Source organism: Candidatus Nitrosomarinus catalina (assembly GCF_002156965.1).
In the GTDB taxonomy this organism is placed as follows: domain Archaea; phylum Thermoproteota; class Nitrososphaeria; order Nitrososphaerales; family Nitrosopumilaceae; genus Nitrosopumilus; species Nitrosopumilus catalinensis.
On record NZ_CP021324.1, the window covers coordinates 346,902 to 360,308 of the forward strand.

The 13,407-nt window shown below is 33.3% G+C and carries 13 protein-coding genes; 8 read left to right on the top strand and 5 right to left on the bottom strand.

The features are described from left to right. Window positions 1-2: 2 nt before the first annotated feature. The gene (locus NMSP_RS01995; protein ID WP_086908330.1) at window positions 3-761 is read left to right on the top strand and encodes an ABC transporter permease; all 759 of its coding nucleotides are present in this window, start codon (window positions 3-5) and stop codon (window positions 759-761) included. 3 nt (window positions 762-764) lie between these two features. On the opposite strand, the gene NMSP_RS02000 is transcribed toward NMSP_RS01995, so the two are convergent. Then, entirely contained in the window at window positions 765-1,865 is a 1,101-nt protein-coding gene (locus tag NMSP_RS02000) for an MFS transporter (RefSeq protein WP_086907218.1), read from the bottom strand. A 110-nt stretch (window positions 1,866-1,975) separates the two neighbouring features. Between NMSP_RS02000 and NMSP_RS02005 the strand changes: the two genes are divergently transcribed. Together NMSP_RS02005 and NMSP_RS02010 are read left to right on the top strand one after the other, a co-directional pair. Beyond that, on the top strand, window positions 1,976-2,938 hold the full coding sequence (locus NMSP_RS02005) for a homocysteine S-methyltransferase family protein (protein WP_086907219.1): 963 nt from the start codon (window positions 1,976-1,978) through the stop codon (window positions 2,936-2,938). Window positions 2,939-2,969: 31 nt separating this feature from the next. Further along, on the top strand, window positions 2,970-5,468 hold the full coding sequence (locus tag NMSP_RS02010; protein WP_086907220.1) for a dihydropteroate synthase: 2,499 nt from the start codon (window positions 2,970-2,972) through the stop codon (window positions 5,466-5,468). Here NMSP_RS02010 and NMSP_RS02015 read toward each other — a convergent pair whose 3' ends face one another. Further along, window positions 5,469-6,200 (bottom strand): 5,10-methenyltetrahydrofolate synthetase, encoded by a 732-nt coding sequence (locus NMSP_RS02015; RefSeq protein WP_086907221.1) that lies wholly within the window; start codon window positions 6,198-6,200, stop codon window positions 5,469-5,471. It abuts the gene before it with no gap. Window positions 6,201-6,271: 71 nt separating this feature from the next. On the opposite strand from NMSP_RS02015, the gene NMSP_RS02020 reads away from it, so the two are divergent. From NMSP_RS02020 to NMSP_RS02035, 4 genes are all read left to right on the top strand, one after another. After that, on the top strand, window positions 6,272-6,823 hold the full coding sequence (locus NMSP_RS02020) for an NUDIX hydrolase (protein ID WP_086907222.1): 552 nt from the start codon (window positions 6,272-6,274) through the stop codon (window positions 6,821-6,823). A gap of 26 nt (window positions 6,824-6,849) precedes the next feature. After that, a complete protein-coding gene (locus tag NMSP_RS02025) occupies window positions 6,850-7,008 on the top strand; it encodes a 60S ribosomal protein L39 (RefSeq protein ID WP_086907223.1) in 159 nt (52 codons plus the stop codon). Further along, complete coding sequence (locus NMSP_RS02030; protein WP_086907224.1) at window positions 7,009-7,473, top strand: 50S ribosomal protein L31e; 465 nt, start codon at window positions 7,009-7,011, stop codon at window positions 7,471-7,473. 405 nt (window positions 7,474-7,878) lie between these two features. Continuing rightward, on the top strand, window positions 7,879-8,106 hold the full coding sequence (locus NMSP_RS02035) for a hypothetical protein (RefSeq protein ID WP_086907225.1): 228 nt from the start codon (window positions 7,879-7,881) through the stop codon (window positions 8,104-8,106). Between the two features lie 30 nt (window positions 8,107-8,136). On the opposite strand, the gene NMSP_RS02040 is transcribed toward NMSP_RS02035, so the two are convergent. The 3 genes from NMSP_RS02040 to NMSP_RS02050 all read right to left on the bottom strand — a co-directional run bounded on the left by NMSP_RS02040 (window position 8,137) and on the right by NMSP_RS02050 (window position 11,790). Then, the gene (locus NMSP_RS02040; RefSeq protein ID WP_086907226.1) at window positions 8,137-9,084 is read right to left on the bottom strand and encodes an FtsZ/tubulin family protein; all 948 of its coding nucleotides are present in this window, start codon (window positions 9,082-9,084) and stop codon (window positions 8,137-8,139) included. A 72-nt stretch (window positions 9,085-9,156) separates the two neighbouring features. Then, window positions 9,157-10,425, bottom strand: coding sequence for a tRNA (N(6)-L-threonylcarbamoyladenosine(37)-C(2))-methylthiotransferase (locus NMSP_RS02045; protein ID WP_086907227.1), 1,269 nt, complete (start codon window positions 10,423-10,425; stop codon window positions 9,157-9,159). Window positions 10,426-10,428: 3 nt separating this feature from the next. Further along, entirely contained in the window at window positions 10,429-11,790 is a 1,362-nt protein-coding gene (locus NMSP_RS02050; RefSeq protein WP_086908331.1) for an aspartate ammonia-lyase, read from the bottom strand. Window positions 11,791-11,963: 173 nt separating this feature from the next. Between NMSP_RS02050 and NMSP_RS02055 the strand changes: the two genes are divergently transcribed. Next, window positions 11,964-13,373, top strand: a complete 1,410-nt coding sequence (locus tag NMSP_RS02055; protein ID WP_086907228.1) for a multicopper oxidase domain-containing protein — start codon at window positions 11,964-11,966, stop codon at window positions 13,371-13,373. The last annotated feature ends 34 nt before the right edge of the window (window positions 13,374-13,407 follow it).

Sequence of the window (13,407 nt, forward strand, 5' to 3'; positions counted from 1 at the left end):
TTATGGCAAAAAATTTTACTCCTCATAGAATTGCATTTTACGTTGGAATTATTGTTTTATGGCAAGTAATTGCTATGGCTGGAATATGGCCTGATAATATTTTTCCTTCACCATATGAAGTAGCTGAAGATTTGTTTTATGGTGGTGCAGATGGAAGTTTGTTTTATGGTATTGCTACTAGTATGTGGAGATTATCCATTGGATTGGCAATTGCAATAGCTGGTGGAATTGTTTTAGGAATTTTTATGGCACGAATCGAAGTAATTAATCAGACAGTAGGTTCCCTAGTTTTGGGATTGCAATCTATTCCTTCAATCGCTTGGGTACCCTTAGGTATTCTTTGGTTTGGTTTAACTGATGGTGGAATAATTTTTGTTACTGCTATTGGAGCCATTTTTGCTGTTACCATTAACACCTATACCGGAGTCAAGAATATTGATCCTCATTTTATCGAGGCTGCAAGAAATATGGGTGCTAAAGGAACTCAATTAGTTACTTCTGTGCTCATTCCTGCTGCTTTTCCGTACATGATTTCTGGATTTAAACAAGGTTGGGCTTTTGCATGGAGGGGCGTGATAGGAGCTGAAATTTTATTCTCCTTTTTGGGATTGGGATTTTTACTCAATGCTGGACGTTCACTCAATGATGTATCTCAAGTAATTGGAATAATGGTTGTCATTATGTTAATTGGTTTGATCATTGATGGAGTGATCTTCAAACGTTTAGAAAATAAAGTAATGTCTCGATGGGGATTACGATAAATCCTATTTACCAATTTTTAATGAAACCAAAAATGCACCAATTATTATTATAATTGCAAAATACATTACAGCAACATAGTCAAACATGAATGCAATACTTCCTGCAATGATTGGCCCTATTACCGTTGAAATTGATAGTGTTGAACTAAATATGCCAGTTGATGTTGAACGTGGATTGTTTTCCATTAGGTGAAAGTTTCCTCCAATAAACAAAAATGCCCATGTTGCACCTACTAATGACATGAATGGCATTGCCATCCACCATTCTGTAACAAATGATAATCCGATAAAGACAAAAGTTGTAAACCCAATCCCTATTTTGAATTTTGTAACATTTGAAAGATGAATTTTACTTGCCATTACATTCATCAAGATAAATGCTGTCAGTGTATTGGCAACATACACTATAGAAATATGGTACAAATCTCCTCCCCACCTTTCAACAATCATTATCGGAAGAATTGTCCATACAGCTGCAGCACCAATATGTCTTAGTAATAATGATAAAAATAGGAATTTATTTTTTAAAATAACTAATTTTGTTGTTCCCGGTTCAATCTCTTTTTTTTGTTCTGGGTTTGGAAGTTTAATTGTAAAAATCAGACCAATTACAAATGATGCAGCACTGATTAAGAAAATTAATCTAAGATCACTTGCTATTCCAGCTGCAGCTATTCCTGCTAACCAACCTAAAGCATGAAATGAAATGACCGTTGCTGCTCTTTTTTTATCAATATTTGCTTCATATGTATAAGCAATCATTGCTGGAATCATTATTCCACTTGCTATTCCAGCAGCAATTCTTACTAGGAATAATAAAGTTAGATCATCGGCAAAATAATGCAATCCAAATGCTATGGCGCACCCTATGAATCCAATTCTGATAAATTTGAGTCTGGTTCCTTTCTTATCTGAATATCTCCCAAAATAAATTTCTGACAGAATTTGTGCAAAACTAAATGATGCTATCAATAACCCAATTTCAAAAATGGAATCAGTAACTCCTTTTCCAATAATTGGCATGAATACAAATACAATGGAAATCCCTGCATGTTGAAAAAATGTAGCAATACGAACTAAGTTGTTGATCTGTAACTTTGACATAAATATACAAAAATTCCATTTTCACCTAATTTCAACATACGTGTACATTTGAGTCTGGTTCCTTTCTTTATCTGAAAAGAGTTAAACTGCCCAAATATTTTTTAAAATTGTTGACTGAAAAGGAATCTTTCTTAGATGCATTAAAAAATAGAATTTTACTCTTTGATGGAGCTATGGGAACTGAAATTCAAAAATATGATCCTGCTCCTGAAGATTTCCCAAACAATCAAGACGGATTTAATGATGGTTTAATCTTAACTCATCCTGATTGGATAAAACAAATTCATAGAAATTATTTAGATGCTGGTGCTGATTGCATTGAAACAAATTCTTTTGGTTCAAATAAAATAAAATTAGATGAATATGGTTTTGGTGATCAAACAGTTGATTTCAATAAAAAAATTGCTCTATTGGCATCCGAAGTTTGTGCTGAATATTCTGATACTACTAGATTTGTAATTGGTTCTATGGGTCCAACTGGATATTTGCCAAGTTCTGATGACCCTGATTTAGGCCAAAAACCTCTTGATGAAATCCGTGAAGCTTTTGAATTACAAGCTGAAGGATTAATTCTTGGTGGTGTTGATGCATTGTTAATTGAAACAAGTCAGGATATTTTGGAAGTTAAATTAGTAATTGAGGCATGTCATAATGCAATGTCTAAAACTGGAAAGAAGGTTGCAATTATTTCTAATACTACACTTGATCAATATGGAAAAATGTTACTTGGTACTAACATTCAATCTGCATACACCACCGTATCTGATATGGGAATTGATGTTTTTGGATTAAATTGCTCTACTGGTCCTATTGAAATGAACCCTAGCGTTCAATGGTTAGATGAACAAAATGAACATAATCTTTTGGTAGTTCCAAATGCTGGAATGCCTGAAAATCAAGGAGGTAAAGCTGTTTACAAAATGACTCCTGAAAAAATGGCTGATGCCTTGGGTGATTTTATTGATCAATACAACAAAGTTAGAATAATTGGTGGATGTTGTGGCACAAATCCTGAACATATTCAGTCTTTACGAAAAATTATTGACGAAAAAGCCAGTTCTATCAAGGGTTAAGTATTTAGAAAAACTGATGTGATTTTAGAGTATGACTGTTCCAAGAGTAAGTTCTGCATTAAAAGCAGTTGATCTTAAACAAATCCCTGCACCTTTGATTATTGGAGAACGAATAAACACTCAAGGTTCTAGAAAAGCCAAAAAATTGGTTCTTGCTGATGATTTTGATGGTTTAGTTGACTTGGCACGAATTCAAGCTGAAGATGGAGCACATTGTTTGGATGTTTGTGTTGCTACAACTGAACGTTCTGATGAACGTGAATTTATGTTAACTTTGGTCAAAAAATTAAGTTTAGAAATAGATGCTCCTTTAGTAATTGATTCAACTGATCCCGAAGTAATTGCATCTTCTGTTAATCAAATTCCTGGTAGACCCATTATCAATTCTATTAATTTAGAGGGGGATGGTAGTAGATTTGAAAAACTAGCTCCCGTAATGGCAAAGTATGGGCTACCTGCAATAGCTTTATGCATCGGTCCAAATGGAATGGCAAAAACTCCTCAACAAAAACTAGATACTGCAGAATTACTTTATGAAACCGGTAAAAATTATGGATTAAAAATTGAACAATTTATTTTTGATGTACTTACATTTACTTTAGCAACTGGTGAGGATGAATTTCTTGATGCTGGTAAAAATACTTTGGAAGGAATAAGTCTTGTAAAAGAAAAATTTCCCAATTGTTTTACTACTTTGGGATTAAGTAACATTAGTTTTGGATTGATGCCTTATGCTAGAAAAATTGTTAATTCTGTATTTTTACATCATGCAGTTAAAGTAGGATTGGATTCTGCAATAGTAAATGCTAAAGAAATTATTCCTTATGGTGAAATTGATTCTAAAGAAAAAAAATTAGCTGAGGATTTAATTTTTAATACTTATCCTGACGCTTTATCTGAATTAATTTCTTATTTTGAAAAGGCAGGACCTCAAACCAGTAATAATGTAAAAAAAGTTGATGTTGATCCTTCGTGGCCTCCTGGGAAACGAGCTAATTTTAGAATTGTAAATAGACTCAAAGATGGAATTCAAAATGATGTTGTTTGTGCAATTGCTGATAAACTTGGAAAAACTGACTTAATTTTAGATAAAGATGGAATATTGAGCCTAGATCTTCCTAAAGATGTGACTCATGCTGGAGCTATCAAGACTCTCAATGAAGATTTACTACCTGCAATGAAAGAAGTAGGTGATAAGTTTGGAGCAGGCGAATTAATTTTACCATTTGTTTTAAAATCTGCTGAATGTATGAAGGCCTCTGTTGGGGAACTTGAAAAATATCTAGTCAAGGAAGAAGGAACTAGTAAGGGTAAACTTGTTTTAGGAACAGTTTATGGTGACGTTCATGATATTGGAAAAAATTTGGTTAAAACAATTTTTCAAAATAATGGATATTCTGTATATGATTTAGGAAAACAAGTTCCGCTTCAAAAATTCTTAGAAAAAATTGATGAGGTAAAACCTGATGCTATCGGTTTATCTGCATTATTGGTTTCAACTTCTAAACAAATGCAATTTTTTGTTGAACATGCCCGAAAAAATAACATGACTGTTCCAATTCTTTGTGGAGGAGCTGCAATTAACAGTAATTACATTAATCGAATCGCTAAAGATGGTGGAATTTATGATCCTGGTGTGTTTTATTGTAATACAATGTTTGAGGGCCTAAAAACTATGGATACCTTAATTTCTGATGACAAACCAAAACTTTTGGAAGAATGGAAGACAAAATTAGAAAATTGGAAGGAGAAATCAAACACCGATGTTGATCCATCCACTCTTCCAAGAAGTAACGTCCAACCTGTAACTCCCCCTACTCCAAAAATAATTGGTAAACCCATTCGTTTGAAATTGGATCAAATCAATATGGCGGAAGTTTGGACAATGATTGATAAAAAATCTTTATTCAAATTATCTTGGGGATTGCGTGGAAAAGCAGGTTCTGAATCTGAAGAGGAACATGAACAATTACTTACTGAATGGAAAATGAAATTACTACGAGATAAATTAATTGAACCTGAAATTGTGTATGGATATTTCAAATGTCATAATAATGGACAAAAATTATTGGTTGAAAATCCTTCTGGAGATGATGTTGAATTTGATTTTCCACGATCTACTCGTCCTGAACATCTGTGTTTGACTGATTATTTTGGAGATGATGATATTGTTGCATTCCAATCTGTAACTGTTGGAACAAAGGTTGCAGATGTCCTTGAAAAATGGAATGATGAGGATAAATACTCTGATGCGTACTATCTTCACGGACTAGCTGTTGAATTAGCAGAAGCTTTAGCACAATGGGTTAATGTAAAAATTAAATCTGAATTAGAGTTAGATAAAGGCGGTTTGAGATATAGTTGGGGATTTCCTAGTTGCCCTGATGTGTCTCAACATCATTTAGTGTGGAAATTATTGCAACCTGAGAAATCTGGAATGACTATTACTGAATCTGGCCAAATCATTCCTGAACAATCTACTGCAGCCATTGTTATTCATCATCCAAATGCACAATATTTTGTAATTTAGTTACCAGTTTTTTTCTAAATACTCTCTTAATCCATTAAAATCATTTGGTGATGTAATTAGAATATCTTCTGTAATTTTGTATGTTTCAGTAACTAATTTATGAAATTCATTATTGTATTCCTCTAAATTCAATCCCAAAAAATCTGCTGATTTTTGATTTTTTTCTGATGGAAATAATATGATTGGAATAATAGAAAATTCTTTTAGATTATCTGAAAGATTTTGCACTTGTTGAATGTTTTGAATCACTTGAGTCATGAATCCTTTGGGATTTGCTTTAATTTTTTTTCCAATTTTTAGGAAATTTGGTTTATTTGATATTGAAAGATACAAATCAATTTTTGCTCCGTATTTTTTTTTCAAATTTGATACTACTGCACTGGGAATTAGACCTAAATCTTGTGATTTTGATTGTGATGGATCACCCATAAGTATCAAAATTCCTTCAATATTTGTAACAATACAAGTTTCTACAAATTTTTTAATTTCTTCCTCATTTTTGTCTCTGACTCTTAGGCTTACTGTAATCGGATGATCTGGTATTTCTTTTTTCAAAATTTTCCCAATTTCTAATGGTGATACTCTTTCATGCCCTAACACATTTTCAGTTAAGTGAATTGCATCACATTTTTTAGATATTGTTTTAATTTTTTCTACAAATTTTTCAATAGATTCATTCTTGTTAATATTTGGTAGAATTTTGGGTGGATTTGCTTCATATCTAATTGTCATATTTTTATTTTTTCTACACTTGGTTAAAACCTTTGAATACTAAAACCTCTGTGTAATTGTAGGAAAATATTATGCATTTTGATAAATTAAAATCTATTTTATCTACCCCTATAAATCCAGAAATACAATCTGACATGGATTGTAAATTAGCTGCTGTTCTAGTTGTAATTTATGGTGAAACTCCGGTAATCATTATGACTGAAAAACCAAAAAGTATGAAATTTCATGCAGGCGAAATTTCATTTCCTGGTGGAAAACTTGATGTAAATGATTCTAATCTTTTAGATACTGCATTACGTGAAACAAGCGAAGAAATTGGATTAAATGTCTCAAAAAATGAGATAATTGGTCAATTAAATCCTGTCAAGACTCTGACTACTGGATTTCTAATTTTACCGTTTGTATCTATGTTAAAACAAATCCCTCCTCTTGTAACTAATTCTGAAGTTGAGAAAATTCTTCATATTCCATTAAACCCATTTCTACAAACTGTTGCAAAAGATAGCGATCCTAGTCATAACTTAATGAATGAAATGTATACCTTTGAGTATCAAAAACAGATTGTTTGGGGTGCTTCAGCTAGAATATTAAAACAAATTGAGAATACATTGAGATTCATTTAAAAAGAGCTCTTCGTGCCTGAAAAACTATGGCTGCACGCAAGTCCTCTCCAAGAAAAATTCGTCTGCTAAAAAAAACAAAGCAGGCTACTGCAGTACCAGCTTGGATTATACTAAAAACTAACAGAACTGTTAGAACTAATCCAAAACGTAGAGCTTGGAGATCAACAGATGTGGAGGTTGGATAATTGTCACAAGAATTAGAACGTGTTTATACAATTCCGTTAGGCAAAGTATTACTTTCACAATCACAACATCGAGCAGTAAGAGCTATCAATATGATTAAAGAATTTGCCCAACATCATATGAAGGTGGAAACCATCAAAATTGATGAAGAGTTATCTCATCAAATTTGGGCTAGAGGTGTTCGTAGTCCTCCAAGAAAAATTAAAGTTAGAATGAGTAAAACCGATGAAGGTTATGTTCTTGTAACTCCATTTACTGATGATGTGGAATCAGCTGCCAGTCCTGCAAAGGAAAATAAAAAAGTTGAAGATGTTGTAGAAGAAGCACCAGCTAAAGAAGAAGCACCAGCTAAAGAAGAAGCACCAGCTAAAGAAGAAGCACCAGCTAAAGAAGAAGCACCAGCTAAAGAAGAAGCACCAGCTAAAGAAGAAGCACCAGCTAAAGAAGAAGCACCATCTAAAGAATAAAAATTAAAATTTTCTTAATTCTAATAAAATTAGTTTGTCTAAAATGAATAATGATCGTCTATTTCATGATTCTTCATTTTAGATTCTGTTTTTTTGTTTGAACTGGATTCTGGCAAATCCATAATGAAACAAAATACCTTCTTTTCGATAGTATTTGTCAGTTCATTTTTCATTGATCTATCATGTTTTTCTTTGATTTATGTTCTTCTGTGTTTTTTTGACCATGATTAGATCAAACTTAAATATTTTTTTCACTTAGTAATTTTAACAAGAAAATGCCCTCATTTGCAGAATTGAATGTTGGAGAATAATGGACTCATTTCTTTTCCATATTTTCTTGTTTTTTGGCATTAGTCTCAAAATAAGTCAAATTTTAAGTTCAGGTATTTTCTAGTAAAATAAAATATGCCTGAGATCTTTGTTTATTGTAAAACATGTAGTAAAAAAGTCAAAGCTGTTGTTTTAACAGTTCATGAAAAGGAATATGATGAATCCATTCAGGGATATAGACGATATGGAATGGTTAGAATTTTAGAGCACAATATTGGATTTAGAAAAACTTGTTCTGATACTTCACAAATGAAAGCAATTGTCTCCTCTGACTCAAAAGACGACAATGGTGTTTTAAATTAACAAATAATTTTTGGAATTTGTGAAAATAATTTATTCTAATTGATATAGATCTAATTTACAATCTATGCTGCAATCTGGAGTATCCCAATCAAGTGTTTGTTCTTTTGGTATCATTGCTAATGGATCATAATTATCAAATTTTGTCATTGTTTGTACTGATGATAGCATTACTACTTTGGATTCATCTGATGATGACATGTTAATTTGTGAACTTGATTGATTTGTGATTCCATTTGAGATGTTTTTAATTGAATTGATTACTCCTACTGGGATGTTTTCTCCTCCTGCAACATACAAAATTGAACTTTTTATGGTATTTGGTGGTGCATTTTCGTATAGCATTTTTAATGAATCTCTTAGAGATTCCTCCATATCTTGTCCATCTTTACTTGTTGTCAGAATATTTGTTTTTGACTCTATTTCAGTTGCTTCAAGTGATTTTACTACATGCATTATTGCTGAGTTGGCAATACTGTAGCATGTTTTGGGAGTTAAATCTGGATTACTTTCCAATAGTGAATCATTATCTAATACAATTGTACATTGTGAATCTTCTCTAACTCTTTTTAATGAAATTCCTGAATTGAATATTTTCTCTTTTTCATATTTGAATGGCATTATTGCAAATGTGATTAAGCCTTTGTCTGTATCTTTACATATCTCTGAGATGACTGGAGCTATTGCTGCACCTGCTTTTCCTGCTAAATTACTCATTAAAACAACTGTGGAGTACTGTGAAATCTTAGATTTGATATATTCGGATTTTTTGTATGCTGAACCTCTGATCAATTGAACTGATGGATTAATTATTGAATCTGTAGATATGTGAATTGAATCACTATTTGATAAACAATCTTTTGAATCGTTACTAATTACTAGGCAATCTGAATTTAGGGCATCTTTTGCTTGGTTTGCCAACTTTGAGCCTGCTCCGCCTAATCCTATAACTAGCACTGGTTCTTTTACTTGAAAACTCATTCTAATATTATTCTCAGATTTACATAAAAAACCTTCTTACGTTTTTTTTATCAAATTTTAGATCGAAAAAATTTAGCTTGCGATCTTCCCAATTAGCCTTTTTCTGGTAGCATCAGTGATTTCAACTGTATGTGAATCTCCAATTTTGACTTCCTCATCAACTGCAATAGGTTTGTAAGCATAGTTTCTTCCCTTGATTCCTTCTTCTGTTTTTTCGTCAAACAATACTTTGCCTTTCCATCCGATCCATTTTTTATTACTTTCTAGGGATATATTGTTGATCTGATCAAAAATAACTTTACTTCTTCTTTTAACTTCTGATGCATCGATTTGTTTTAATTCTGCAGCATCAGTTCCAGGTCTAGCACTGTACTTTGATAAATTGACAACATCTGGTTTTGTTTCATCTAACAATTGAATAGTTTTTTGAAAGTCTTCTTCTGTTTCTGATGGAAATCCTACAATTATGTCTGTGGAAATTGTGAAATTTGTAAATTTCTCTTTTGTCATTTTTACAATTTCTCTAAATGTTTGAGAAGTATGTCCTCTTTTCATATCGTTTAGTACCTTATCACTTCCACTTTGAACTGGAATATGTAAAAATTTGAAAACCTTTTTGTTATCATATGACTCAATTAATTTTTCTTTGATTCTTGGCATATACATTGGATTCATCATCCCAACTCTTATCATAAAGTCTTCTGGAATTTCTGTAACTGAATTTACCAATGAAGGTAAATCTGTTCCTATGTCTAATCCATAACATCCGTTATCTGTTGATGTCAGCCAAACTTCTTTACATCCTTCTTTAATTTCTGTTTGAACTTGTCTTACTATGTCTCCTAATCTATAACTTGAAAGATCCCCCTTTGATAATTTGGTTTGACAAAATGTACATTCGCTCATACATCCACTTGCAATTTCTACGATTCCAACAGTTGGATTTAGTCTAACTTTTGGCAATCCCACTTTTGATAAATCTGAATCCTCTAGGGCTATTTGCTTTCTACCTCCTAATGTGGAATTGATTACTTCTAATGTTTTACCTAATGAACTTGGGCCAAGTAAACTTGCATTTTCTGAAAATTTTTCAACATTTTCTTTTTCAGCTTTTGGTAGACACCCTGCAACAATTAGTGGTTTTGTTTTTAATGATTTTATTCTGTACATCATTTTATTTGCAGTTGTATCTTTAACTGAGCAGGTAACAATTAGGTTAAGATCTGATTCTGTTGAATTCGTTGCTAACGTATGTCCTCCATTAACAATTAACCCTGAAATCATTTCGGAATCTGCAAAGCTAGCAGAACAGCCATAGGCTTCTACAAAAATTTTTGCCATGATTTATCTAAATAACGAATCTATTTCTTTGTTGGTCATTAGTTTCTTTGAAACTACTAATTCTCTAATTGTTTTTCCAGTTTTTAGTGATTCTTTGAATAATTCTGCTGACTTCAAATATCCTATTTTTGGAGTAAGTAAAGTTACTATCACTGGACTGTTTTCAATATTCTCTTGAAGCTTTTGTTTATTTGCTGTTAATCCGTCAATTAGATTTGCAGAAAATATTGGCAAAAAGTTTTTGAGCATATCTGTTGACTCTAAAACTGATTTTAGCATTCCTGGTAGCATTACATTTAGTTCAAATTGTCCTCCTTGAGCAGCATATGATACTGCAGTATCATTTCCTATGATGTTAAAACAAATCATATTCATACATTCAGCTAATGATGGGTTGACTTTACCTGGCATGATGGATGATCCTGCATGAACTGCTGGAATTCCCAATTCTGCTAATCCTGCAATTGGACCTGATGCCATTAATCTAATGTCATTTGCAATTTTTCCAATTTCTAATGCCAAGTTTCTCAATGCTCCTGATGCATTTGCAACTGGATACTTACTTTGTAAACTAAATTGCATATCTGGTTCTGGTTTTAGTTTAAGCTTAGAAATTTTACTTAGTTCTGCTATTGCAATTTTTCTATATCCTTTAGGTGTATTTGCACCATTACCTACTGCGGTGCCTCCGAGTGCAACATTTTGTAATTCTTTTTGTGCTGCAACAAGGTTGTTTTTAGCTTTTGTTATGGATGTAGTGTAAGCTGCAAATTCACTACCCAATGTAATTGGCAATGCATCCATCAAATGGGTTCTTCCAATTTTTTTAAATGATGCAAATTCTTTTGCTTTTTTAGATAATGATTTAATTAAAATTTCTACTGCTGGAATTGTTTCTTTCAGATTCATCAAAATTGCTACATGCATTGCAGTTGGATATGTATCGTTACTTGACTGTGACATGTTTACGTGATCATTTGGATGTAGGAATTCATACTGTCCTTTTTTCTTGTGTAAAATTTCTAACGCAACATTTGAAATGACTTCGTTGGAATTCATGTTGAATGCAGTTCCTGCACCTGAGTTGATCATGTCTACCACAAATTGTTCTGTGAATTTTCCTGACAATATTTTGTCACATGCTGAAACTATGGCTTTTCCACGTTTTGCGTCAATTGCTTTAGTCTTCATATTGGCAACTGCTGCAGATCTCTTTATCATTACAAATGCTTCAATCAAATTTTTGTGGGCTTTGTTACCTGTTACGTGATATTGATTAATTGCTCTACCTGTAAATGCTCCATAATATGCATCTGCAGGAATTTTGACTTTGCCTAATGAATCTTGATCTAATCGAAACTTCATGTTGACTTTATTATTTTCACTTTTATTATTCATTCCTTTTGAAATCATTCTATGACTATAGAATGATAGATCTTCTTGAATTTCCCCTAGGACTGATCGTTAGCACCATGAAAATTCAGCTTTAGTATTTATAACTCTAATTCGGAATTTGTACCATGAATAAGAAAACTAGTATGCTCTTCACAATTGCAGCAGTAGCTGTAATGGGAGCAACCTTATTCGGAAGCACATACACAAATACCCAAATTAGTGGACAAGCACTCGACATCAACAAAATGGATGTTGAAGTACTTGAGAAAATCCATCAAATGGGCGGCTTACAACTTGTAATGCCACAAGCATTCGCAGAAACCGATTGTGGAGTACTCGAATCCTCTGGAAGAACAGTACACGACTTTCAACTAACCGGTGAGAGCCATGAAATGCCTCTCTTAAACGGTGAAACTTACAATGCTATGACCTTTAGTGGACAAGTCCCAGGTCCAACATTAAGAGTTACACAAGGTGATGTTGTAAAGATGACACTAACCATTCCATCAACTGAAATGGTAGGACACGGAAATGACATGCACGCATCTCAGATAACTGCAGGAGCATTTGAATCCGTTAATCCAGGTGAATCCACAACTTACTGCTATATTGCTGAATCCGCAGGAATTTTCAAATACCATTGTTCTGGTGTTAAACTCGCTGCTATGGATCAACACGTACTTTCCGGCATGTACGGAATTGCAATTGTTGACCCTGCAAACGGTTACAAGAAATTAATGGTTGAGAAAACAAGCGGAAGCGGTGAATTAGACAGAAAATTCTACGATGCTGATGCATTAGAGTTCCAGCTACAATACAACCAGTTGTACTTAACTGACGGTAATTATGATATGGGCAAAATGATGTCTCATCAAAACACCGCAACAGTAGTCAACGGCATGCAATTTGGTTATGTTCCAAACATGGCACACAACTTACTTGTAATGGGTGATCCAGAAAAGAAAATCAGTGCAGTTTTGCAAGCAAGAGATGGACTTGACTTAGAAGAAACACAAGGACAACTCTTATTTGTTGAAAATGATCAACACGTAAGAATTTTCATCGAGAACCAAGGTAATGAACCAGTCTTCTTCCACATTGTAGGAGAAATATTGGATAGAATTACACAAGGTAACAGAGTACAATCTGCTGCCACTGAAACATGGTTACTCGGAGGTTCACAAGGTATGATTGTAGATTTGGTATTTGATGAGCCAGGAGTTTATGCAGCAGTTAACCACGACTATGCAGCAATCTATTCCGGTGCAGTAACAGTATTTGTTGCAGGTGATCCATTCAACTTAAACCCAATCGTTGAAGGCTTAGGTATGGACGCAGTACCATCATACGCATATGTCTTAGGTAATCCAAGTGATGCAGTCCCACCAATGGGTCAAAACAGCATTGCTCACCCAGCATTAAACATCCATGGTATGTATACCGATGAAGTTATTTCTGATTTGAAAGCAGACGGTGCTATCCCACTATGGGAAGTAGTTCCTGAATTAGCTGGACCAATCATTGAAGTAATGACAGACTTAGGTCGTATCTAGACCAACTTTATTTTCTTTTTTTATTTTTTTTAAT